Annotated in this window: 21 protein-coding genes; 9 read left to right on the top strand and 12 right to left on the bottom strand. The window is 70.9% G+C overall.

The window, feature by feature from the left end:
- Positions 1–922: 922 nt before the first annotated feature.
- Positions 923–1843, top strand: coding sequence for a serine protein kinase RIO (locus OG417_RS05145; protein WP_329250490.1), 921 nt, complete (start codon positions 923–925; stop codon positions 1841–1843).
- 439 nt (positions 1844–2282) lie between these two features.
- Positions 2283–2720 carry a hypothetical protein gene (locus tag OG417_RS05150; RefSeq protein WP_329250494.1) on the top strand — a complete coding sequence of 146 codons (438 nt, stop codon included), beginning with the start codon at positions 2283–2285 and terminating at the stop codon, positions 2718–2720.
- 362 nt (positions 2721–3082) lie between these two features.
- Here OG417_RS05150 and OG417_RS05155 read toward each other — a convergent pair whose 3' ends face one another.
- Positions 3083–3883 carry an alpha/beta fold hydrolase gene (locus tag OG417_RS05155; protein ID WP_329250497.1) on the bottom strand — a complete coding sequence of 267 codons (801 nt, stop codon included), beginning with the start codon at positions 3881–3883 and terminating at the stop codon, positions 3083–3085.
- A 284-nt stretch (positions 3884–4167) separates the two neighbouring features.
- Here OG417_RS05155 and OG417_RS05160 point away from each other — a divergent pair, with 284 nt between their 5' ends.
- Together OG417_RS05160 and OG417_RS05165 are read left to right on the top strand one after the other, a co-directional pair.
- Positions 4168–4722, top strand: a complete 555-nt coding sequence (locus OG417_RS05160; RefSeq protein WP_329250500.1) for a dihydrofolate reductase family protein — start codon at positions 4168–4170, stop codon at positions 4720–4722.
- A 118-nt stretch (positions 4723–4840) separates the two neighbouring features.
- On the top strand, positions 4841–5371 hold the full coding sequence (locus OG417_RS05165) for a GNAT family N-acetyltransferase (protein WP_329262113.1): 531 nt from the start codon (positions 4841–4843) through the stop codon (positions 5369–5371).
- A gap of 56 nt (positions 5372–5427) precedes the next feature.
- On the opposite strand, the gene OG417_RS05170 is transcribed toward OG417_RS05165, so the two are convergent.
- The 3 genes from OG417_RS05170 to OG417_RS05180 are packed head-to-tail and all read right to left on the bottom strand — an operon-like array spanning position 5428 to position 7350.
- The gene (locus tag OG417_RS05170) at positions 5428–5979 is read right to left on the bottom strand and encodes an AAA family ATPase (protein ID WP_329250503.1); all 552 of its coding nucleotides are present in this window, start codon (positions 5977–5979) and stop codon (positions 5428–5430) included.
- A 19-nt stretch (positions 5980–5998) separates the two neighbouring features.
- Positions 5999–6694 (bottom strand): HAD family hydrolase, encoded by a 696-nt coding sequence (locus OG417_RS05175; RefSeq protein WP_329250506.1) that lies wholly within the window; start codon positions 6692–6694, stop codon positions 5999–6001.
- Positions 6695–6720: 26 nt separating this feature from the next.
- On the bottom strand, positions 6721–7350 hold the full coding sequence (locus OG417_RS05180; RefSeq protein WP_329250510.1) for a class I SAM-dependent methyltransferase: 630 nt from the start codon (positions 7348–7350) through the stop codon (positions 6721–6723).
- A gap of 145 nt (positions 7351–7495) precedes the next feature.
- Between OG417_RS05180 and OG417_RS05185 the strand changes: the two genes are divergently transcribed.
- Positions 7496–8131, top strand: coding sequence for a class I SAM-dependent methyltransferase (locus tag OG417_RS05185; RefSeq protein WP_329262117.1), 636 nt, complete (start codon positions 7496–7498; stop codon positions 8129–8131).
- 264 nt (positions 8132–8395) lie between these two features.
- Complete coding sequence (locus tag OG417_RS05190; protein WP_329250513.1) at positions 8396–9172, top strand: methyltransferase domain-containing protein; 777 nt, start codon at positions 8396–8398, stop codon at positions 9170–9172.
- 111 nt (positions 9173–9283) lie between these two features.
- Here OG417_RS05190 and OG417_RS05195 read toward each other — a convergent pair whose 3' ends face one another.
- Entirely contained in the window at positions 9284–10192 is a 909-nt protein-coding gene (locus tag OG417_RS05195) for an RNA polymerase sigma-70 factor (protein WP_329250516.1), read from the bottom strand.
- 474 nt (positions 10193–10666) lie between these two features.
- Between OG417_RS05195 and OG417_RS05200 the strand changes: the two genes are divergently transcribed.
- Positions 10667–11431 (top strand): SDR family NAD(P)-dependent oxidoreductase, encoded by a 765-nt coding sequence (locus OG417_RS05200; protein ID WP_329250520.1) that lies wholly within the window; start codon positions 10667–10669, stop codon positions 11429–11431.
- 26 nt (positions 11432–11457) lie between these two features.
- On the opposite strand, the gene OG417_RS05205 is transcribed toward OG417_RS05200, so the two are convergent.
- The 4 genes from OG417_RS05205 to OG417_RS05220 form a co-directional block, all read right to left on the bottom strand.
- Positions 11458–11880, bottom strand: a complete 423-nt coding sequence (locus OG417_RS05205) for a DNA-binding protein (RefSeq protein WP_329250523.1) — start codon at positions 11878–11880, stop codon at positions 11458–11460.
- A gap of 43 nt (positions 11881–11923) precedes the next feature.
- Positions 11924–14341: a HelD family protein gene (locus OG417_RS05210; protein ID WP_329250526.1), complete on the bottom strand. Its 2418-nt coding sequence runs from the start codon at positions 14339–14341 to the stop codon at positions 11924–11926.
- Positions 14342–14431: 90 nt separating this feature from the next.
- A complete protein-coding gene (locus OG417_RS05215) occupies positions 14432–14878 on the bottom strand; it encodes a hypothetical protein (protein ID WP_329250529.1) in 447 nt (148 codons plus the stop codon).
- 96 nt (positions 14879–14974) lie between these two features.
- Positions 14975–15865, bottom strand: a complete 891-nt coding sequence (locus OG417_RS05220) for a CPBP family intramembrane glutamic endopeptidase (protein ID WP_329250532.1) — start codon at positions 15863–15865, stop codon at positions 14975–14977.
- 340 nt (positions 15866–16205) lie between these two features.
- Between OG417_RS05220 and OG417_RS05225 the strand changes: the two genes are divergently transcribed.
- A complete protein-coding gene (locus OG417_RS05225; protein WP_329250535.1) occupies positions 16206–16949 on the top strand; it encodes a hypothetical protein in 744 nt (247 codons plus the stop codon).
- 367 nt (positions 16950–17316) lie between these two features.
- Here OG417_RS05225 and OG417_RS05230 read toward each other — a convergent pair whose 3' ends face one another.
- Both OG417_RS05230 and OG417_RS05235 read right to left on the bottom strand, forming a co-directional pair.
- Positions 17317–18240 carry an amidohydrolase family protein gene (locus OG417_RS05230; protein ID WP_329250537.1) on the bottom strand — a complete coding sequence of 308 codons (924 nt, stop codon included), beginning with the start codon at positions 18238–18240 and terminating at the stop codon, positions 17317–17319.
- Positions 18241–18326: 86 nt separating this feature from the next.
- Positions 18327–21068, bottom strand: coding sequence for an ATP-binding protein (locus OG417_RS05235; RefSeq protein ID WP_329250540.1), 2742 nt, complete (start codon positions 21066–21068; stop codon positions 18327–18329).
- A 112-nt stretch (positions 21069–21180) separates the two neighbouring features.
- Between OG417_RS05235 and OG417_RS05240 the strand changes: the two genes are divergently transcribed.
- Positions 21181–22275: an alkene reductase gene (locus OG417_RS05240; RefSeq protein WP_329262119.1), complete on the top strand. Its 1095-nt coding sequence runs from the start codon at positions 21181–21183 to the stop codon at positions 22273–22275.
- A gap of 1 nt (position 22276) precedes the next feature.
- Here OG417_RS05240 and OG417_RS05245 read toward each other — a convergent pair whose 3' ends face one another.
- Positions 22277–22663 carry a VOC family protein gene (locus OG417_RS05245; RefSeq protein WP_329250543.1) on the bottom strand — a complete coding sequence of 129 codons (387 nt, stop codon included), beginning with the start codon at positions 22661–22663 and terminating at the stop codon, positions 22277–22279.

The following is a 22663-nucleotide window of genomic DNA, read 5'->3' on the forward strand; positions in this document are numbered from 1 at the left end:
AGCATTTTTGCGGTGGTCTCGTGACCGGCGACGAGCATCAGCCGGGCCATATCGGCGATCTCCGGGTCCGTTCCCGATACGGGCCAACTGCCGGCCGACGCACTCGCCCAGCCGAATCAGCTCGGCGGGTGGGTCGATCGTCCACAGGCTGTGGACGTGGCCGCCGGTTTTCGTTGGGGAGGTCTGCGTCATCTGAGGGCTCTCTGATCAGTCGGATGCAACTCTCGGGCACAAGCGAACAGAACCAGGAGGCGTACGGACCGGGCAGCGGCCGTGACCCGTGTCGCTCCTCGATTAACGCGGCGGCCAGCCAAAAACAGAGTGGCACCAAGGAGTCAGGGCCCTCAACTCCTGGATTGCACACACTCTCTCCATAGGAGATCCATTTCCACTCCTATTTCCTGCTGCAGGCGCGGCATCGGCCTGCTCAACAGCACTTGTACGTGCAACCCGAGCTTCCACCTGTAGCAGCGCGACCCCGGCCGCGCAGGATCCGATTTGGCCGCGCCCAGTCGAGGTATTCAAGAAGTGCCGCGCGGCCTCATGGCCACGTGCCGACCAGCTCCTGTTCGCTACAACGGCCGGGGAATGGACACCGGAAGCCTGGTCCAGAATGAAGTATCCAAAGTTCGGCGAGTGGAACCCGCTCGGCCCGTCTCGGGTCGAGTTCGTGGCGGATCTGGGTGGAAGCGACGCCGAAGTCTGAAAGTGGTCGGCGTAACCGGCCCAGGAGCTGCGGCTCCGGCCGACTGCGCGGTCCCTGCTGCGGTAAATACGTTGCGAGGTTCCTGGCACGGCGGGCACCCTGGGATGACCGAGCGGCGGCGAGCGCTGCCTGGACCTAAGGAGGGCTGACGGATGGCCATCACTGTGCTGCGGCATGTCCGCGTCAGTCCCACCTCACCGTTCAGGAGCACTTCCGTTGTCTTCCGAGTACGAACGCTTTGATACCTACGCCGACCTCGACCCCCGCTGGGCCGATTTCACCAGCGACGAGTCCCAACCAGATCCGGCCGACGCGTACGTCTTCCAGTTCCACTCGATCGATGAGGAGCTGGGCCCGGATCAGCGGTGGTCCACCTGGCTGGACGTCGAGCGTGGCTGCCGCGGCCCGGAACCACGCCCCTCGTGGGTTGTGACGGAACAGGCTGCGATCGATACCGAGCTCGGCGTCCTCAAAACCGGTAAGGAAGCGGACGTCTTCCTGCTCGAACGGGCCGTCGAAGCCATCGGCGACAACCCGGCGAAGTCCTCGCTGCTGGCCGCGAAGCGGTACCGCACCGAGGAACACCGGTCCTTCCACCGCAGTACGGCGTACGTCGAAGGCCGCCGTACCCGCAACAGCCGGGACAGCCGGGCGATGGCGAAGAAGACCGCGCACGGGCGCAGTGTCGCGGCCGGCCAGTGGGCGAACGCCGAATGGGATGCCCTCAACCGGCTCTGGAAGGCCGGCGTTCCGGTGCCGTACCCCGTGCAGGTGGACGGGACCGAGCTGCTGATGGAGTTCATCGACGACGGCGAGGGCGGTGCCGCGCCACGGCTCGCCCAGGTCCGGCCGTCGAAGGAACTGCTCTGTGAGTACTTCGAGCAGCTCCGCGGCGGGATGCGTGAGCTGGCCCGCGCCGGGCTGGCGCACGGCGACCTGTCGCCGTACAACGTCCTCGCCCAGGGGGAGCGGATCGTGATGATCGATCTCCCGCAGGTGGTCGACATCGTCGGCAACCCCAAGGGTATGGACTTCCTGATGCGCGACTGCCACAACATGGCCACCTGGTTCACCAACCGCGGCCTGGAGGTCGATGAGCAGGAACTGTTCGCCGATCTGCTCTCGATGGTGTTCTAGCTAACCGGGGTGGCTTCAGCGATGCGTCGTTTCCCCTGTGCTCTTGGCCTGAGATGAACTTGGCGTAAACACGGAGGAGAACAGCGATGCCGTGTCCCCGCCCAGATAGTGACCTGGATGAAGTCGTGCGGGAAAACTGGGGCGTCTGCCACTGCGATCCGGCGGCGATTATACGTGTCGCGCAGGGCGTATCGCGCCAAAGAGGTCATTGGGCCAGCATGGCCCGTCGTCCATATTCGGCCAGTAAGTCCGTAATGCCCAGAGCGTCTTCGCCGCTGATCGACGATGCGTTCCTCGGTGCGGGGATCTGGCCTCCGTCCGGCCGTCGGGACGTTGTGCATTCGGCGGCAAGAAAGGCGCTTTGCGGCCTGGACAAGTGCAAGAGCGGCGGGCAATCTTATGGCGTCATCTCGCGCATTCGCCACCAAAGGAGGCTTACGTGACGTTGGGCCGATCTGTTCTCACCCTCGCCGCTGTGGCGGGCCTGGCCGTGCCCGCGGCGCTGACCGCACCGGCCACCGCTGCCGTTCCTGCCGCTTCGGCGGCACCGGCCGCTGCCACCGCCTACCCGTCCAAAACGGTCGTGGTCCAGGATGGCTCCGGTAGCTGGATCGGGGGCACCCTGACCTTTTACGGCCGGTCGGTCGGATTCGACGGGAACATGCGGGCCGTCGGCTGCAGAAGAGCGTGGCTCAGCGCTTACGATGCCGCTGGCGGAGAACTCGGCCCCAGGAGCAGCAGCACTCACTGCGACTCGATCCTCGAGGTTCCGACCACGCTTCCCGCTGACGTTGTCGGCGGCGCCGCATACGTCTGGGTCTGCCTTGACGACGCGACCGCCGTCCACACGGCCTGCGAGCGCCGCTACGCCAACTAGCCGATCACCCGGCCGTTTCTCCACGACTGGAGCCGTGGGGAAACGGCGTTCATTAAAAGCCGGCGGAGGTACCGCTGGCCTCTGCCGCCCAGCCGATCTACCTTGCGATTATGCGAGCGGCCAAACACCGCGCGCCCGAACCTCTGCCACCTACTCAATAGACGTACGCGGCGCCTTTGCCTCGGCACTGCCGGTCAGCGCTGCGGTAGCGGCGGTCGCCGTCGCGCGCATGGTGACTCGAGCGCTGCGTACGCGCCGAGGTACTCCGGAAGTTTCTTCTATTTCGAGGCGGGTCCAGACCACATCCCTGGGCACGGTCGCGTCGCGGGGATCGGCAGGGGCCTGCCGATCCCCGCGGGCGGTCAGGCGAGGGTGTCCAGGAAGTCCTTGACGGCGGCGGCGAAGCCGTCCGGGTCGGTGGTGTGGGCGAAGTGGTCGCCGTCGAGTTCGGCGAGTCGGGTGTTGGCGCGGCGGGCGACGATCTGTCGGCCTTCCTCCGGCGTGATGACCTGGCTGCTGCGGGCCAGCACGAACAGGGCGGGGCACTCGGTGGAGGTCCAGTCGGCCCAGTGGTCGCCGTGCGTTCCCTCCTCCGAGGTGATGGTGTCTTGCGGGTGGAAGGGCAGACGCCAGCCGCCGTCGGCGGTGGGGCGTAGCTTGTCGCCGAGCACCGGGGCCAGCGGGCCGATGGCGTCCAGGAGTGCCTGCCGGTCCGAGGCGGTGTAGGGCATCGACTGGACGAACGACAGTGCGCTCGGGCCGTCGTCGAGATCGCGGACCGGGCCCTCGACGTTCACGATGGCCGACACGCGCCCGGGATGCCGGGCGGCGATCTGGAAGGCGGTGATGCCGCCGCCGGAGTGGCCGAGCGTCACGGCCTGCCCGATCCCGAGGTGGTCCAGGAGGGCGATCGCGTCGGCGACGTAGTCGTCGCGGGTGTACGAGGCGGCCCGGTCGGAGTCGCCGTGCCCGCGCTGGTCGGGTGCGATGACCCGCCACTGCGGCGCCAGCGCCTCGGCCAGCTGTGCCCAGGTCCGGCCCTCGTACAGGTGGCCGTGCAGGGCCAGCAGCGGCCGGCCCCGTCCACCGAAGTCCAGGTAGGACAGCCGGCGGCCGTCGATGTAGAGTTCGCCGCGGGTCGCGGTGACGCTGATGCCGTTCATGATCGAACCTCCGTCAGGTGTCTGTCCCGATGACCAGCACTCTGTCCGCGCCCGCTGACCATGGACGCACCAGCGGCTGACGGTCCGCTGGCCGCAGCACACGACGGCAGGACGTGTTCACATGACCCAGCCGGTGCCCGGATGCTGCGCTCCACCCTCACCTTCGGCCCGCAACGGCTCCGCTCCCTACAGAAAGGCGCCGTTCGGTCGCCCTGCCTGCGACGAGTTCTGGCGCTCCGTCGAGTCTGCACTCTGGACGGCCACCACGACCAAGGAGGAGCTTCATGGGCAAGGTCATCTACTGGATGAACACCTCGATCGACGGCTACATCGAGGATCCCGACGGCGGCATGGACTTCATGGACCCGGGCGAGGACTTTCAGCAGGCGGCGAACGACCATGTCCGCCGGACCGCGGCGTTCCTGTTCGGGCGGCGGCTGTATGAGGCGATGGAAAAGCCCTGGACGCGGGACCTCGGCAAAGAGGGGGCCCCGGCCGTCGAGCGGGAGTTCGCCCAGCTCTACAAGGAGACGCCGCGGTACGCCTTCTCCGACACCCTTCAGACCGTCTCCGAAGGGGTCACGATCGTCCGTCGCAAGGACGCCGTGTCCGTGGTGACGCGACTCAAGCGGGAGATCGACGGCGTCCTCCAGCTCGGCGGCCCCGAGCTGGCCACCTCCCTGCTGGACCTGATCGACGAGTTCTGGGTGTACGCGTTCCCCGTGATCGTCGGGGGTGGCAAGCCGTACCTGCCCGTGGGGGAGAAGCTGCGGCTGCGCCTGGTCGAGCACCGCACCTTCGCCTCGGGAATCATGTTCCGGCGCTACGTACGGTCCTGACCGGCCAGAAGCGGACCCCGCGCGGGCGGGGCGTCAGGATTTCTCGGCGCTGAGGCCAGGGCCATCTTGTACGGTCACTCGGGTGGCTGAAACATCGATACTGAAGACCGAACGACTGGTGCTCCGGCGTTGGCGAGACGGCGATCGGGAGCCTTTCGCCGCCATGAACGCCGATCCCGAGGTCATGGAACACTTTCCGGCCACGCTCACGCGGTATGAGAGCGACGCGTTGATCGACCGGATCGAGACCCGCTTCGACGAGTACGGGTTCGGGCTCTGGGCTCTGGAGGTCGCCGAGACCGGGCAGTTCATCGGGTTCACCGGCCTGTCGGTGCCGGGGTTCAACGCGCACTTCACTCCGGCGGTGGAGGTCGGGTGGCGCCTGAGCCGGTCCAGTTGGGGCCACGGCTATGCCACCGAGGCTGCCCGCCGGGCGCTCGCCTTCGCCTTCGACGACGTCGAACTCGCCGAGGTCGTCTCATTCACGAGCCACACCAACCTGCGCTCCCAGATGGTGATGAAGCGCATCGGCATGACCAACGACCCCGCGGACAACTTCGACCACCCCCTGCTGGATGAAGATCACCCGCTGCGGCCGCATGTCCTGTGGCGAATGACGGCTGAGCACTGGCGCAATGGCACCCGATAACCGACCAGGCGGCGCGGCGTAGGTCGTACGGGCGACGGCCCGGCCGGTGCCTGGTCTCAGGCGCCGTTGACGAATGCCACGATCTTGTCGAGGCCGGGGGAATAGCCGTCCGTCGTGTCGACCTCGATCCAGGGGGCGTCCACCGATACTCGATCGAACGCGTCGTGACGCTGCGCCCGTACCGCCGTGTCCTCGGGGCGGGAGTTCTCGTGTGACCGGCGCAGTGGGTCCTCCTCCCAGCGCCGTAGCCGACGCGACAGTGCGACGTCCGCGTCGACCAGGCAGTGCACGATGCGGATGCGTGCGAGGCCACTGAGCGGTTCGAGCCCCGGCCGCCACAGCCGGTCCTGAAATGCCGCTTCCGCCACCACCGTCACGCCGGCGCTCAACAGCAGATTCAGCACCCCGAAGAATGTCGGCAGCGTCCGCCTGCTCAACTCGTCGCCCGGACCCGCCACGAACCCAGGGGTGGCATGCACCATGCCTTCCTTGATCTCGTCCCGGCAGATCGCCGGGCACCCTACGGTCCGCGCGATCGCGTGGGCGAGAGTGGTCTTGCCCGCCCCGGGAGGGCCGCTGACGACGACGAGAGTGGGAAGACGGGGCACTTCACCGTTATAGCCGGGATCACGAAGCGATGATGCCGCGCGTCAACGTCGCCGTGTCTTCGAGGCTCGTGAGCACGATGGGCGCGCCGGCATCGCGCAGGTCCTGGGCGGTCGCCCTCCCGGACGCGACCGCGATGATTCGGGCGCCACCCGTCAGCGCCGCCTCGACGTCACGTGTCGTGTCGCCGATCACGATGGTCGTCGCCCTGTCGAACCGTCGGCCATGACGTCTGCCGGCTCGGAGCTGGGCGATCGCGACCAGGTTGGAGCGGACGGGGTCGTCTGTTCCGTACGCCCCGCTCTCCAGGTCCAGACGACCGGCGAGCTGGAAGGCCTCCAGCTTCGTTTCGGCCGAAGAACGAGGGTTCCCGGTAAGAACCGTTTGAACGACTCCATCGAGGCCCGCGAGTAATTCGAGTGCTTCTCGCGCACCGGGGAGCGCCCGGCCGCGACGGCGCATCTCCTGCACCCGGTCGCGGTATCCCTCGGCCTGAGCCCGAACGAATCGGGGAAAGAGGTCGTCCGGATCGTCGAGGTCGTACAAGGCGAGGGTCTCCCGGAAGATGACCGGCTCGGTCCGGCCGACGGCATCGGCCATTCTGTCGATCGTACGGCCGGTGACCTTGGCGAACGCGTCACGGAAGACCTCGCCGCCGACTCCACCAGAGTCGAGCAGCGTCCGATCGATGTCCCACAGGACGAGTGTGTTCGTCACTGGACTTCCTTCAGCCCGGCACACCGTCAGGGCCGGATGGCGGTGCCGAGGATCTGCGGTGTGCTGGGGAACGGTATCCGGCTGTCGGCGGTGGTGAGCCGCTCGATGCGGTCGATGACGAACCCGGCGCGTTCGATCGCCGTACGGGTGTCGCGACCGCAGTGGCAGCCGCCGCCGAACCAGGGCCAGATGGTGGCGTCGAGGGTCTTCTGCAGGACGCGCCGCGCGGGTGTTGCCGCGCGGACGTGCTCGAAGAAGCGCAGCTCGCCCCCGGGCCTCAGGACACGGCGGATCTCGGCGAGCGCGATGTCCTGATCGGGGACGGTGCACAGGACGAGGCAGGCGATCGCGGCGTCGCATGAGCCGTCGGCGGCGGGGAGATGGTCGGCCAGGCCGTCGACGATCGTGACCGGGACGGTGCTCTGGCCGGCCGAGCTCTCGGCGATGGAACGCAGGTGCGGCTCGGGTTCGACGGCGACGACCTCGGTGACCGCGTCGGGGTAGTGGCGGAAGTTGAGGCCGTTGCCGGCGCCCACTTCGATCACTCTGCCGGACAGCCCGTTCAGGAGCGCCGCGCGGTGCGCTGCGACGCCGCGTTCCAGCGCGAGGCTGGCGCGGGCGTAGTAGCGAGCGAACATGGGGTGCCGGTGTTTCATCGCGTCCTCCCGATGCTCGGGCTGCCGTCTGATTCGGAGGGTACGACGCCCTGGAGGCGGCGGCGTCGTATCGCCATCCGGCCGAGCGGCCCGACCGTGTCCGGACCCGAGTCCGGGCATAGAGGGCATAGAGTCGTCCGCCGTGATCGAATCATCTGCCTACCTGAGTGCGACCGCAGAGGCCTACGACGCCAACGTGGTCCGCTACGCCGAGTTCGTCCGAGAGGCGCTGAACGACCTGCCGCTGGACCGCTCAATTCTCGCCGCGTTCGCCGCGTTCGTGCAGGCCGACGGCGGTGGGTCCGTCGCCGAACTCGGCTGTGGGCCCGGCCAGACGACGGCGCACCTGCGGGACCTGGGCCTGGACGCCTTCGGCGTCGACCTGTCGCCGAAGATGATCGACTACGCCCGCGCCGCCTACCCCGAGTTGCGCTTCGAGGTCGGCTCGATGGACGCCCTCGACCAGGCCGACGGCGAGCTGAGCGGCATTCTGTCCTGGTACTCGATCATCCACACCCCTCCGGCGGAGGTGCCGTCGTACTTCGCCGAGTTCCGCCGGGTGCTGGCTCCAGGCGGTCATCTCCTGCTCGGCTTCTTCGAGTCCGAGGGCGAGCCGGTGACGATGTTCGATCACAAGGTGACGCCGGCCTACCGGTGGCCGATCGACGACCTCGCCGCACTGGCGCGCGAGGCGGATTTCGTGGAGGTCGGCCGGATGCTGCGCGAGCCTGGCGAGGACGAGAGGTTCCGCCGAGGCCATTTGCTCATGCGCAGACGGTAGACAACGACGGGTTCAGGAAGGGTGAGTCCGGCCGGCCCTCGGCGCTCCCCGAAGGCCGGCCTGCCCTTCGCGGTCCAGGGCATCCACGCCCGCGCCGATGCTCGCCGGGCCTCTCGGCACGCCGTCACCCTCGTCGAGCAGCCGAAGTGCCGTCTCACCGTCGGGTGCCCGGAAGTAATCGAACAACACGCCCACGCCATCTGCTCCTGTCAACGTCTCACGACCACGGCCCTGAGCGGGCGCGTGGCTGGTTCACTGAGGTCTGTGACCTCATCGGCATTCGAAACCACCAAGCCGGACAACGTCTCCTACCTCGACCGGCTCGCCAGGACCGATCTGGGCCGCTCCTACAAGCGGCGCATGCTCGAGGAACTCGACGTCCGCGCCGGGCAGACGGTGCTGGACGTCGGCTGCGGTCCGGGCACCGACCTCGAATCTCTCGCCGAGAGGGTCACCCCGGCCGGAGCGGTGATCGGCGTCGACCGCGACGAGGGGATGGTCGACGCCGCGCGGGAGCGTACCGCCGACTTTTCCGCCGTAGACGTCCGGCTCGGCGACGTCCATGACCTGCCGCTGGCGGACGGCACCGTCGACCGGGCCCGTACCGACCGGGTGCTGCAACACGTGGACGATCCCCTCCAGGCGCTGATCCAGATACACCGGGTGCTGCGGCCGAGCGGGCGGCTGGTCATGGGCGAACCCGACTGGGACACCCTGGCCATCGATCACCCCGACAGCCGGCTTTCGAGCGCCTACACCCGCCACGTCACCGACAAGGTGATCCGGAACGCGAGGATCGGCCGGCAGCTCGCCCGGCTGGCGACCGAGGCCGGGTTCTCCGTGCCCACGGTCATCCCGGTGACCCCGGTGTTCCGGGACGTCCAGGCCGCCGACAAGGTGCTCGGCCTGGAGCGCACCACCCAGCGGGCCGTGGCCGCCGACTACCTCACAGCCGAGGAGGCACGACGCTGGCTGGACCACCTCGCCCGCGGGCCGTTCCTCGCGGCCGTGACCTTCTACATCATCGTCGCCGAGTCGTAGCTCCGCCTCACGTCGGCACCGACGCGGTCCGAGGAACATGACCGGGACACCAGGCGCTGGCACTGACGGTTTCAGCGGACCGGAGCGGGCCGCCGAGCGGCCGTACGGCGGTCACTCCCGGGGGGAGCGCGAGCGCGCGAAGGCCTCCAGTTTCGCCGGGTTCAGCACCCACATGAGCGTACGGATGCCCTCGGGCAGAGCCTCGATGCTCAGCAGAGCGACGTCGGTGCCGTCGCGGGAGACCAGGACGCCGGGGTTCCCGTTGGCGTCCACCCATTCCAGGTGCGTCCCGGGCCAGAAGCGCGGCCCGAAGGCGACGATGAACTTCGCCACGCGGGTGTGGCCGACGACCGGGAACTTCGCGGCCCCTCTCATGCCGTTGCCGTCGGTGTAGCTGACGACGTCCGCGGCGAACAGCTCCTCGAGGGCGGCGACGTCGCCCGCCCGGGCCGCGGCGAGGAACACCTCAAGGAGCCGCCGGTGCTCGGCCGAGTCGACGGGCTCGCGTCGCTCGGCGGACAGGCGTTTGCGGGCGCGGCTGACGATCTGGCGGGTGTTGACGGCGCTGACCTGCAGGATGTCGGCGATCTCGCCGTACGGGTAGTCGAAGGCCTCGCGGAGGACGTAGGCCGCGCGCTCGGTGGGGTTCAGCTTCTCCAGCAGGAGCAGGACGGCGAGTTCGACCGCCTCTCCGCGTTCGGCTCCGACCGCGGGGTCGGCACTCGTGTCGACGGGTTCGGGCAGCCAGGGGCCGACGTAGGTCTCGCGGCGTACTCTGGCGGACTGCGCCACGTTGATGGCCAGGCGGGTGGTCGTGCGCGCCAGGAACGCCGACGGGTCGATCACCGCGCTACGGTCGGTCTTCTGCCAGCGCAGCCAGACCTCCTGGAGGATGTCCTCGGCCTCCGCCACGCTGCCGAGCATGCGGTAGGCGATGCCGAAGAGGCGCGGGCGCACCTCCAAGAACGTCGAGGCCGCTTCGTCAAGACCGCCGCCGTTTCCTGGCTGTTCTGTGCGCATGCACCGCCGCCCGACTACCGTCCGTTTACCGCTCGTCGCTTGTCCTCCAGCCTACCGAGGGCGGTCAGGCGGAACGGAGACAGGCCACGGCAGCGCACCGAGGGCGCGGGCACCTGGCGGGCCGCGGCGGGAGGCCGGGAGGTGGGCACCGCGGCCCGCCAGGGATGGCGCGCACGGAGGGACGGTGGGGCGTGCGCGCCTGGCAGGTCGGCGCTTCCGCCGTGACCTGCCGGGGGTGGCGTGCACCGCAGGACGCACGCCTGGCTTCTGGACGTCCGAGCCGATCGACGGCCCGATCTGCCAGTAATGACCAGACGATGAGCTCTTCTGTGACAGGTACGACGGCTCGGGATTCGGCCCGTCCGGCCGATGGGGCTGTCACAGCTCCTGGAACTACCCTGTCTTACCTGGTGACCGGGGGGAAACCCTCCGCCCCGGGGCAGGATTCGACGAGTAACGAACAAAGGCAAGTGCGTGACTGTCCAGTTTCATGAAGACTTCAGCGGCAAGGTCGTCATCGTCACCGGCGCCGGATCGGGCATCGGCCGTGCCACCGCCCGTGCCTTCGCCCGCGCCGGCGCCCTCGTACTCGGGGTCGGGCGCCGCAAGGGCGCCCTGGCCGAAACCGCCGCGGGACACCCCGGCATCGTCGTGCACCCGGCCGACGTGTGCGCCCCGGGCGCGCCCGCCGAGGTGATCGACGCCGCCACCGGCCGCTGGGGGCGCCTGGACGTGCTGGTCAACAGCGCCGGCGCCACCAAGCTGATGCCGCTGGCCGAGACCACGGCCGACGGGGTCGCCGGCCTGTTCGACCTCAACGTCACCGCGCCGAGCATGTTCGCCCGCGCCGCCCTGCCCCACCTGCGCCGGACCAAGGGGTCGATCGTCAACGTCTCCAGCACGTACGGCCACCGGCCCCTCCCCGGAGCCGCCCACTACGCCGCGTCAAAGGCCGCCCTGGAGCAGCTCACCCGCAGCTGGGCGCTGGAGTTGGCCGCCGACGGCGTCCGCGTCAACGCCCTGGCTCCCGGGCCGACCGAGAGCGAGGCCCTGGCCGCCGCCGGCCTGTCCGAGACGACCGTCGAAGAGGTCAAACAGGACGAGGCCGGCCGTATCCCGCTCGGCCGCCGCGGCGAACCCGGTGAGGTCGCCGCGTGGATCGTGCGTCTGGCCGACCCGGCCACGACCTGGCTCACCGGTCAGATCCTCACCATCGACGGGGGCCTGGAACTCACCTGAGGCGTCGCTGCCCAGGGGTGAGCCGATCAGTCCGGCTCGGCGTCCGTACGGGCGGCCAGGCGCTGGTGCCGCTGGCGGGCCGCCTGGGCCGAGCCCAACCCCATGGAGAAGGCGATCTGCTGCCAGGTCATGCCTCGTCCCCGCGCCATCTCCAGTAGCCCGATCTCCAGGTCGTCCACCTCCGCTCGCGCCGAGTGGACCAGGGTCAGGGCCGCGGCGAGGTCGTCGACGTCCGCGCCGGGCTCGCCCTCCCGAAGCGCCAGCCCACCTCCCGCGACGTCGACGACCTGGCGCAAGGCGTCCAGCGGGCCCATGGGCATCTGGGACTGCTCCCAGCGTTGCCTGAGGTCACCGCGCGCGTGCCGCGCGGTGATCCTCGTCAGCGCCAGGTATCTGCGCTCGGCGCGGGCGTCGGCCGGATCGGGAGCCACGAACGGATCATCGGTCATGCGCTCACGCTAGGAAGTAAACGATCCGTTGTCAACGAATTGTTCAACGGCTCGGGATTCCGGCGAGTTCGGCCGGGGGCGGCCCCGGGTGGAGGACGCCGAGGCGCTGGGTCGCCCGGGTGAGGGCCACGTACAGGTCGTTCCGGCCGCGCGGCGAGTCGGTCAGGATCGCCGCGGGGTCGGCGATGAGGACCGAGTCGAACTCCAGCCCCTTCGCCTGCCGGACGCTCAGCACGACCACCGGGCGCTCCAGGTCGGGGTCGGCGCCGTACGCAGCGCCGGGGACCTCGGCGGTGACGGCCGCGGACAGTTCCGCCAGCCGGCTCTCCGGGACGATCACGGCCAGGCGGCCCTCCTCCAGGCGCGCCGCCTCCCGCGCGGCGTGCTCGGCCAGGGCCCGCGGAAGGCCGTCGGGGGTGGTGGCGAGCCGCCAGGGCGGTACGCCCGTCTCCCGTACGGACCGGGGCGGCTCCAGGGCGGGGTCGAGGGCGGCGAGCACGTCCGCGGCGGCGGCCATGATCTCGGCCGGGGTCCGGTAGTTGACGGTCAGCCGGGCGAGGCGCCACCGGTCGCCCGCGTGGGGGCGCAGGACCCGTTCCCACGAGGAGGTGCCGGCCGCGTCGCCGGTCTGCGCCACGTCACCCACGATCGTCATCGAGCGGCTCGGGCAGCGCCGCATGAGCAGCCGCCAGGCCATCGCGGACAGCTCCTGCGCCTCATCCACGATCACATGCCCGAACGCCCAGGTACGGTCGGCGGCGGCCCGCTCGGCGATGGTGCGGTGGGTCACCGTCTCCTGCCGCTCGGCCAGTTCTTCGGCGCCCAGCAGGTCGGCGGCGGTGAGGATCTCCGGATCCTCGCCCTCCTCCAGATCGCTGGACCGCGAGCCGACCGTGATGTCCAGCACGCCCTGCGCGTATGCGATCTGTTCGCGGCGCTCGGCCGCCGCCCGCGCCCGGGAGGCCGCCTGCGCCCGTGCCTCCCGGTCGTCCGCGCCGAGCCACTCGGCCGCCTCGTCCAGCAGCGGAACGTCCGCGGGGGTCCAGCCGCCGCCCGGCGCGCGCAGCAGCGGCGCACGCTCCGCGTCGGTGAGGCCGGGCGCGGCCGAGGCGAGCCGCGCCGGGTCGGCGAACAGATCGGACAGCAGCCGCTGCGGCGTCAGGCCGGGCCACAGCTCGTCGAGCGCGGCCCGTACGCCCGGGGCGGCGGCGAGTTCGCCGCGCAGCTGCGCCAGGTCGTCCTCGTCCAGGAGCGGCCGTCCGTCGTCCTCGGCGACGGGATCGGCGTCGAGGAGCTCCTGGGGGTACCCGGCCGCGAGCAGGGCCCGTACGTCCGCCCGGCTGAGCGCGCCGTGCCCGTCGCCCCCGTCGAGCGGACGGCCGTCGTCGTCGAGCGTGATGGCCTCAAGGCGCTCGGCGACCTGCCGGGTGAGCAGGTCGAGCATCCGCCGTACGAAGATCCGCCGGGCCTGGTTGTGAGGCACCGGACCGTTCAGCGCCGCCCGCGCGGCGCGCCGGTAGTCCTCCTCCTCGATCCGTAGCGTCTCGTCGCCGTACGCGATCTCGACGGGGCCGCGGGGCGGGGCCTGCCGATCCCGTACGGCCGCCGCCACCACGTCGGCCATGATCGCCCTGCCCTTGATCTCGGCGGTCGCGGGTGGTTCGGTGCGGTCGGCCGTGACCCCGGGGAACAGCCCGCCGACCGTCGACAGCAGCACGCTGGTCTCACCGAGGCCGGGCAGCACCTGGCCGATGTACCGCAGGAAGGTGGCGTTCGGCCCCACGACGAGCACGCCGCGCTCCGCCAGGCGCCGGTGGGTGTAGAGAAGGTACGCGGCGCGGTGCAGCGCGACGGCCGTCTTCCCGGTGCCCGGCCCGCCCTGCACGACCAGCACTCCGCGCGGGCCGGAGCGGATGATCTCATCCTGCTCGGCCTGCAGAGTCTCCACGATGTCCCGCATCCGGCCGGTACGCCCGGCGTTGACCGCCGCCAGCAGTGCGGCCTCCCCGATCAGTCCCTCCTCGCCGTCGGCGTCGCCGTCCAGGACCTCGTCGTCCAGGCCCACCACCCGGCGGTTCCGCGTGGTGATGTGGCGCCGGCGCCGTACACCGTCCGGCGCGGCGGCCGTGGCCACGTAGAACGGGCGCGCGGCCGGGGCGCGCCAGTCGATCAGCAGCGGCTCGCCCTGCTCGTCGAGGACTCCGATCCGCCCGATGTAGAACCGCTCGTCGCGCCGATCGAGCCGGCCGAAGCACAGCCCCTTCTCGGCCGCGTCGAACTTCGCCACCCGCTCGGCGTACCGCGCGACCGCGGACTCCCGTTCGACCAGCGCCTGCCTGGTGCCGCCGGTCTCCCGCAGCACGCCGGCCAGCCGTTCCGTCATCCGTTCTCGCAGCTCGTCGACGCGCCGATAAAGCATCGCGACGTAATTCTGTTCGCGCTCGATCTCGCAAGTGGACAATTGTGGCCCCTTCTTGCTATAATGTAAAAGGAAATTGCTGCGATCGTCGATTAACAATAGAGTCGACAGCCATCGTATTTCTTTTTATGGTCATGTTGGGGCCACGATCGCTCGGTATGTCGACGAGATTCCGCGGGGCTCCGGCTCTCGCGTGATCATCGAGCCGGACGCCGGCCGAGCGGAGGCGGCGCGGGTCAGGACAGGCCGGGCAGGGTGGCGGCGGTCGCGCCGAGAACCCGGTCGCGTACATGCCCTCAGGGCGGCGTCCAGTTCCGCGCCCACGGCCTGATAGGCGTCGGCGTGGTCGCCCCGTCCGTGCGGACGAGCGGCCAGGATCGCCATCTCCCGGCGCAGCGACACCAGATCGGTCGCGCGCTCCGGATGGGGCCGGGTCATGAACAGCACCGCACGGTCCACTCCGGCCTCGTCCAGCAGCGCGACGTGGTCGGCGACCGGGTCGTGGACGTGGCTGTGGGCATCGATGATCAATTGCCGCGCGGACGAACTCGCCAAGGCGCGGCGGATTCTCGTGGACACGATCGACCGCACCGCCGGTGCGTGAGGGGTCAGGCACCGTGCGCACGCGACGGCCCCCACCGGCGAGACCGGTGGGGGCCGTTCCGCTCGGCGGCGTCAGTCGCGTGGGCCGCGGTAGCCGAGGCGGCCACGGGTGACGATGAGGAGGACGACCGCGACGGTGCCGTAGCCGATGACGCCGGCGGTGAGCATCCACGACTCGTGGGTGTCGGCGAACAGCTCCGGCAGGACCAGGCTGGCGACCGCGTTGTTGCTCGCGTGCAGCAGCAGCGCGACCGGCAGGCTCTCGCGGGTGTGGTTGAACACCCAGGTGATCAGGTAGCTGATCGCGACGGCCATGAGGAAGAACGTGCCGACCGTGATCCACCAGTGGGCGGTCTCGGGCCGCTTGCCGGCGAGCGACCAGCTCGTGAAGAACAGCGGCAGGTGCCAGCCGGCCCAGACCACGCCGAGGATCAGGGTGCCGAGGGCGGCGCCGTGGCGACGCTGGATCAGCGGGAGGGCGAAGTCGCGCCAGCCGGGCTCCTCGGCCAGGCCGGTGGTCAGCACCTGGACGGCGAGCATGGGCAGGTACGCGGCGGCGACGGCGAGGGAGGGGACGCGGAGGCTCTCCGCGGCGCCGGGCAGCGCCATCGTGCCGCCCACGAGCAGCACCGGGACGCCGATCAGCACGATCGGGTACCAGTACCAGCCGCCGACCCGCATCCGGAACAGCCGCTGCCGCCAGCGGCGCAGTCCGTCCCGTCCGCCGGTGATCGCCGAGACCACGAGGGCGGCGCCGAGCGGTCCGACGTACGCCCCCGGCAGGACGCCGGGGATCTGGCTGTCACCGAGCGCCTTGGGGAAGCGGAAGTTCAGCACGCCGAGTCCGTCGCCGGACAGGACGTACGGCAGCCAGGCCAGCCAGCTCGCCGCGTAGGCCAGGACGAAGAACGCGACCAGCGGGTGCCGCCGGACCGCTCCGACGGGACCGCGAGAAGCGGCCACGGGGCTGCGAGGCTCGGCACGGTGGGCGGTTGGGGACGGCATCGTGGGCGTGCTCATCGGTCGGACCCTTCGGGGACGGCGGGTTGGTGGGCGAGAACATCGCACCATCGCGGCAGGGTCCGAGTCGCTCCCGCGACCTGCACAAACGCGCTCCAGCGGCCTGTATCCCCGCAGTAGTGCAGGCTGGAGTACGCGGCGCCGGTCGGCGGGACATCGGAAATCGAACAACGTCACCGGGGAACCCGGATAACGGCGGCCGCGTCGGATCTTTCGTCGCCGATCGGGTGCATGACGCGACGGTCGGCGGCATTTATTTCAGACAAACATGAAGTGTGGCCGGATGGTCGCGGAGTTTCCCTACGATGACTGCCGACCATCCAGCGAAATGGCAGGGAAAAACGAGGTGAGAATGTTCAGCCGTCCCGTCGCGACCGTTGTCGTCATCGCGGCTGCGGGAATGACACTGGCAGCATGTGGATCGTCGACGCACCAGTCCGCCGGGACTCGCGCCGCCGCGAAGCCGGCCGGAGTCGAGAACTCTCCCCAGTCGCCGTCCACGCAGGAAAGCACCGCCGGCAAGGCCGCCCGGCCGGCCGCGCCGAGCGCCGCGAAGCCCGCCGACAAAGCGCCGTCGGCTCAGGCCAGGACCGCGGCGAAGTCCTTGTACAAGATCAACGAATTCCGCACCGCCGGCGACAAGGGCTACTTCTACACGCTCAGTGCGAACGAGGCGAACAGCGCCGCGTCGCGGTACAAGTTCACCCGGGTCAGCCATAGTCTGGGCTATCTGTCGAGCAAGCCGTTCAAGGGCTCGATAACGCTTTACCGGCTGCGGTACAAGCCCTTCTCCTCCTACCTGATCACCATCTCCGCCTCCGAGCGGAACAAGCTCGTCTCCTCCGGCAACTTCGTCAACGAAGGCATCATGGGCTACGCCTCCAAGAGCAAGACCGGCAAGACGCTGCTGTGGCGCGTGGCCAACAACAGCCGCTGGCGGGTCGTCCGGCACAGCGAGGTCGCCTCCCTCGTGAAGCAGGGCTGGCACTCGGACGGTCCCATCGGCTACGCCTGGAAGTCGGCGTAGCGAGAACGACGCGTCATCGGCGGGAAGCACGGGCACGCGGCCGGTCACCCGAGGGTGTACGGCCAAGTGTCATCCCGGGACGGACGCCGGGGCACAGGCCTCCACGTAGCGTGTTGGTACAACCTGAGACCACCACGGAGGCCTGACGCGTCGCCTGTGAATTCGGGGGGATTCATGGGGGAGGCGATGCGAGGGCCGGTTTCCCGGGCCCTGGATCTGTACCCGTCCAAAGCCCAGGAAAGCGAATGTTCGCGGGTGGGCCCTCTTTGGGGGAAGGGGACCCACCCGCGAACGTCGCATGTACGCCGTGACCAGGGCGCCGCCGGTTCACCCGGCGGCGCCTTCTTCTTGGCTCGTGCGTCGTCCGTCAGGTGCCGGTCAGCGGCTCGCCCGACGGCGCGGGCACCTCGAACAGGCGGGCGGCGTTGTCGTGGCACACCGCGCGCAGCCAGTCGTCGCCCAGGTCCAGCCGTACGAGAGCGGCCAGCTGCTCCGCGTACGCGTACGGGATGTTCGGGAAGTCCGTGCCCAGCAGGATGCGGTCCCCCAGGTCGGTCAGGCGCGGCGTCAGCGACGACGGCCACGGCCGTAGCCGTTCCGTGAAGCCGGTGAACGCCATCGTCGTGTCCAGGTGGACCCCGGGGAAGCGTTCCGCCAGCGACAGGAACTCCTCATACTCCGGCATCCCCATGTGCGCGATGATCGGCACCAGCCGCGGATGCCGGGCGAGGACCTCGCCGAAGATCGCCGGTCCGGTGTGGCCGCCCGGCTCCGGCCCCGACCCGCAGTGCACGACGACCGGCACGCCCGCCTCCGCCAGCTGCCCCCACACCGGCTCCAGCAGCGGATCGCGCGGGTCGTACCCGCCCACCTGGACGTGCGCCTTGAACACCCGTGTGCCCGAGGCGAGCGCCTCCTTCACGTAACGCGCCGCGGACGGCTCGGCGTGGAACGTCGCCGTACGCAGGGCGTCGGGCGTACGGTCGGCGAACTCGGCGCCCCAGCCGTTGAGCCACTCCGCCATGCCGGGGCGGTGCGGGTACAGCAGCGCCGTGAACCGCCGTACGCCGAAGGAGCGCAGCAGGCGGAGCCGGTCGGCCTCATCCGACCGGTACCGCGCCGACCACGACAGCCCCGCCTCGGTGAAGCGGTCGAAGTACGCCCGTACCTTCCGCAGCACGTTCTCGGGCATGAAGTGCGTGTGCACGTCGATCAGGCCGGGGAGCCCCAGCGACCGCCAGAAGGCGGGAATGTCGGAGTCATCCGAGGGGGCGGTGATCAGGGGAGGCATGCCCGCATCATCGCAAAGCGGAGCGAGCGGCCACCCGACCTCCCGCCCCGCGAGCCGCCTGCTCCGGTCTCGGTGCGGCCGTGTCATCACACGCGCGCGGCCGTGGTCTCCAGGTCGAGGCGGGCCAGCTGCCGGCGGGACGAGACGCCCAGCTTGGGATAGGCCTTGTAGAGGTGGTACTCGACCGTGCGCGGGCTGAGGAACAGCTGCGCGGCGATCTCACGGCTGCTGTTCCCCTCCGCGGCGAGCCGTACGACCTGGAGCTCCTGCGGCGTCAGCCGGTCGAGCGGATCGGCCGCCGTGGCCTGCTGATGTGACGGGACGGCGGAGCCGGTCTCGCCGGTGGCGCGCAGCTCCGAGCGTGCCCGTTCGGCCCAGGGTGCGGCCTTCAGGCGGTCGAAGAGCTGGGCGGCCGAACGCAGGGGGCCGCGGGCGTCACTCCGGCGCCGTACGCGGCGCAGCCACTCGCCGTGGAGCAGTTCGGTGCGCGCCCGCTCGAACGGCCGCCCGCCGTCCTCCTCGTGCAGCCGTACGGCCGACGCGAACGCCGACTCGGCGTCCGCGTCGGTGTCGTGCAGGAGGGCCCGGCTGCGGAGTGCGACGGCGCGCGCCCACGGCGGCCCACCGGCGTCCGCCCATGCGTCCAGCCGCCGGAACGCCTCGCGCGCCCGTTCCGGCCGTCCGGCCCGTACCGCTGCCTCGACCTGGTCCGCGGCGGCGGCCATCGCGACCGCGGAGTGCCGCCAGGGCCCCTGTGCGACCTCGTCCAGCCGGTGCAGTGCCGCCTCGTACCGGCCCAGTCCCAGGTCGAGCAGGGCCAGCGCGATGTCCGCGGGCCCGCCGGCGGACGGCGCCGCATCCCCGATCAGCGTCCACAGGCGCTCCTCGTCGCCCTCGATCGCCGCGATCCGCGCCCGCACCGTGCCGATCCGGCTCTCGCGCCCCTCCATGCCGATGTCGCGGGCGATCGTGATCGCCTCCTGCGCGGTGGCCTCGGCGTCGCGGTGCGCCCCGGCCGCGACCTGCGCCTGCGCGAGCGCCTCCAGCACGTTCGGCAGCCCGCCGAGGAGCCCCTCGCGGCGCCGGTGCGCGACCTCGGCGGTGGCCAGGTCGAGCGCGGCGGTGTCGTCGCCGAGGACCAGGCTCCATTGGACCGCGTGGACCCGGTCGTCCGTGGTGGCCGGCGCCGTCGCGCGGCCGTCCCGTACGGCCTGGGCAAGGAGAGGCAGCCCGGCCGCGTAGTCGCCGTCGGCGAGGCGGTCCAGGCCCCGTACGGCGGCGTCGTCGCGACCCGACGCGCCCAGCAGGCCGGCCGCGCGGCCGATCGTCGCGGCGTCGCCCGCGGTCCACGCGTACGTGGCGCCCGTACGCAACATGGCGACGGCGTCCGCGGGCGTCGCGTGCGCGGCGTACTCGACGAGCAGCCGGGCCGCCGCCGCGGGATCGCCGCGCTCGGACTCCACGGCCGCGCGGATCCGGGCGAGGCGGGCCCGCTCGTCCGGGGCGTCGGTGAGCTTCTCCGCCTGCGTCGCGAGTTCGTCGGCGGCGGCGGGACGGCCCGCCCGGAACACCGCGTCCGCCGCCGCGCCGAGACGCCGCGCCCGGATGGCGCGGTCCGGGGAGAGGTCCGCCGCCTGGCGGTAGAGCGTGGCCGCGGGGCCGAACCCGGCGCGGCGCTGCGCGCGTTCGGCCGCGTCCTGCAATTCGGCGGCGACGCCCTCGTCCGGCGACAACGTCACCGTGGCGAGGTGCCGTACGCGGCAGTCGGGGTCCTCGGACGCGTCGGCGAGCGCCCGGTGCACGGTCATCCGCTGGGCGGCCACGGCGCCGTGGTACGTCGCGGACCGGATCAGTGGATGCCGGAACCGGATCGAGGCGCCCGTGACCTCGACCAGCCGGGCGCGCTCGGCCTCCTCCAGGTCGGTGAGGCCGACGCCGAACGTGGCCGCGGCGGCGAGCAGCGTGGGCATGTGCCCGCGCCCCTCGGCCGCCGCGAGGAGCAGCATGAGCCGGCTCTTCTCAGGGAGGCCGGCGATGCGCGCGCGGAACGCGGCGGCGACTCGTTCGGCCAGCGGCAGCGGCGTCAGGATCGCGGGTGTACGCCGCGCGGAGCCGAACTCCAGCAGCGCCAGCGGATTGCCCTCGGACTCGCGGACGACCCGCGTACGCAGGTCCGGGGGCAGGCCGTCCCGCTGCTCGGCCAGCAGGCGCTCGGCGTCGGCGTCGGTCAGCCGGGACAGCGGCGTCTCGGGCAGACCCGGGCCGGCGAAGCCGTCCTCACGCGCGGCGAACAGCATCACCACACCTTCGGCGGCGAGCCGGCGGGCGGCGAACAGCAACGCCTCCGCGGTCGCCGCGTCGAGCCACTGGGCGTCGTCGACCAGGCACAGCACGGGCCCGTCCTCGGCGAGCTCGGCCAGAAGCGTCAGCACGGCCAGCCCACAGGCGAAGCGGTTCTGCTCCACGCCACCCACACCGGCCGGGACGTCATCCGCGGGCCGGTCGTTCGCGCCGAGGGCGCCGCGTAGGGCGGCGGCCTGCGCGTGCGGCAGGCCGTCGATCCGGTCGCGGATCGGCCACAGCAACTGCAGGAGGCCGGCGAACGCGATGTCGCGCTCGGCCTCGAAGCCGGTGACCCGCAGCACCCGCATGTCGCCGCCCGCCTCCGGCGCGGCGTGCGTCGCCTCCTCCGCGGCCCATTCGAGCAGCGCCGACTTGCCGATGCCCGCCTCGCCGCGCAGCACCACCGCGCCGCTGCGCCCGTCGACGCGAGCCTCGGTGATCAGCTGAGAGAGCCGCGCCAGCTCGATGTCACGCCCGTGAAGCACGGCATCCAAATTACGGGCCCGAATCCCGAAACCTTACGGATTCGGCCCGTACCCGGCCGTCCGTACGTTCGTGACCAGCCAGAACGACTGGGACATCAAGCGTGAGGAAGCCATGAACGAGCTGTTCGAGCCGGTGAAGATCGGCAAGCTGGACCTGCGGAACCGCCTGGTGATGTCTCCGATGACCCGCAGCCGTGTCGTCGACGCGGGCAGGGTGAACGACCTGACCGTGGAGTACTACGCGCAGCGCGCCGACGCCGGACTGATCATCACCGAGGGGATCCAGCCGAGCGTGATCGGCCAGGGCTACATCTGGACCCCGGGACTGCACGACGCGGCCCAGACGGAGGCGTGGCGGGCGGTGACCGAGGCCGTGCACGCCCGGGGCGGCCGCATCTTCGCCCAGATCATGCACGGCGGGCGGGTCGGGCACCCGTACCTCTATCCCGACGACGCGCTGCCGGTCGGGCCGTCGCCGATCCCCTCGGGCGAGAAGCTGTTCACCCCGGACGGCCTGCTCGACCACCCGACGCCGCGGGAGCTGACCATCGAGGACATCGCCCGTACGGTCGAGGACTTCGCGGCCGCGGCGCGCAACGCCGTCGAGGCCGGGTTCGACGGGGTGGAGCTGCACGGCGCCAACGGCTACCTGATCCAGCAGTTCCTCGCCGACGGGAGCAACCGGCGTACCGACGCGTACGGGGGCTCGATCCCCAACCGGATCCGCTTCGCGGTCGAGGTCGTGCGGGCGGTCGCCGACGCAATCGGGCCCGAGCGCGTCGGCCTGCGCGTCTCGCCGGGCGGTACGGCCAACGGCGTCAGCGAGAGCGACTCCGAGGAGCTCTACCGCGCCCTGCTGCGCGAACTGGCCCCGCTGGGCCTGGCGTACCTGCACGTGATGGAGCTGGGCGACCGCGCGCTCACGCGGACGCTGCGCGCCGAGTGGCCGGGCGCGCTGATCCTCAACCCGCACCCGACGCCGGAGGCGCTGTCCTCCTCGGCCCGGCCCGAACACGGCGTGGAGGCCCTCCGCGAGGGCGTCGCCGACGCGATCGCGTTCGCCCAGCTCTGGCTGGCCAACCCGGACCTGCCCGCGCGCATCAGGGCCGGCGGGCCGTACAACGAGGCCGACCGGGCGACCTTCTACGGCGGCGATCACCGCGGTTACACCGACTATCCGACGCTGGAGAGCGGCGTACGGGAGTAGGTCAGCGGCCGGCGAGCCACTGCTGGAGTTCGATCAGGTTGCCCTCCGGGTCGCGCAGGTACGCGACCCGGAGCCGTTCCCACATCACCGACGGCTCCGCGAGCAGCGTGACCCCGCGCTCGGAGAGCGAGGCGGCGTACCGGTCGACGTCGTCGACCTTCAGCACGACGAGCGCCCGGTCCCCGGCGGCCGCCGCGAGGCCGGGCACCGCCTCCGCCAGCGAGGCCCGGTCGTGCAGCGCGATCGCGGCCGGGCCCTCGTCCGGGCTGAACTTCGCGTACGGCCCGGAGTCGTCGTCGAACTGCGGCTTCAGCCCGAGGACGTCCCGGTAGAAGCGAAAGCAGGCCTTGAAGTCGGACACGATCAGTCGTACCTGGGTGAGCTCCAT

It is taken from the genome of Actinoallomurus sp. NBC_01490 (assembly GCF_036227085.1).
GTDB lineage: Bacteria > Actinomycetota > Actinomycetes > Streptosporangiales > Streptosporangiaceae > Actinoallomurus > Actinoallomurus oryzae.

Excerpts from the sequence above, each read along its gene's own strand:
- OG417_RS05230 (WP_329250537.1), bottom strand. The coding sequence starts at position 18,240 with ATGCCTCCCCTGATCACCGCCCCCTCGGATGACTCCGACATTCCCGCC.
- OG417_RS05245 (WP_329250543.1), bottom strand. The coding sequence starts at position 22,663 with ATGGAGCTCACCCAGGTACGACTGATCGTGTCCGACTTCAAGGCCTGC.
- OG417_RS05225 (WP_329250535.1), top strand. The coding sequence starts at position 16,206 with ATGGTCGCGGAGTTTCCCTACGATGACTGCCGACCATCCAGCGAAATG.
- OG417_RS05160 (WP_329250500.1), top strand. The coding sequence starts at position 4,168 with ATGGGCAAGGTCATCTACTGGATGAACACCTCGATCGACGGCTACATC.
- OG417_RS05195 (WP_329250516.1), bottom strand. The coding sequence starts at position 10,192 with ATGCGCACAGAACAGCCAGGAAACGGCGGCGGTCTTGACGAAGCGGCC.
- OG417_RS05180 (WP_329250510.1), bottom strand. The coding sequence starts at position 7,350 with ATGAAACACCGGCACCCCATGTTCGCTCGCTACTACGCCCGCGCCAGC.
- OG417_RS05205 (WP_329250523.1), bottom strand. The coding sequence starts at position 11,880 with ATGACCGATGATCCGTTCGTGGCTCCCGATCCGGCCGACGCCCGCGCC.
- OG417_RS05240 (WP_329262119.1), top strand. The coding sequence starts at position 21,181 with ATGAACGAGCTGTTCGAGCCGGTGAAGATCGGCAAGCTGGACCTGCGG.
- OG417_RS05155 (WP_329250497.1), bottom strand. The coding sequence starts at position 3,883 with ATGAACGGCATCAGCGTCACCGCGACCCGCGGCGAACTCTACATCGAC.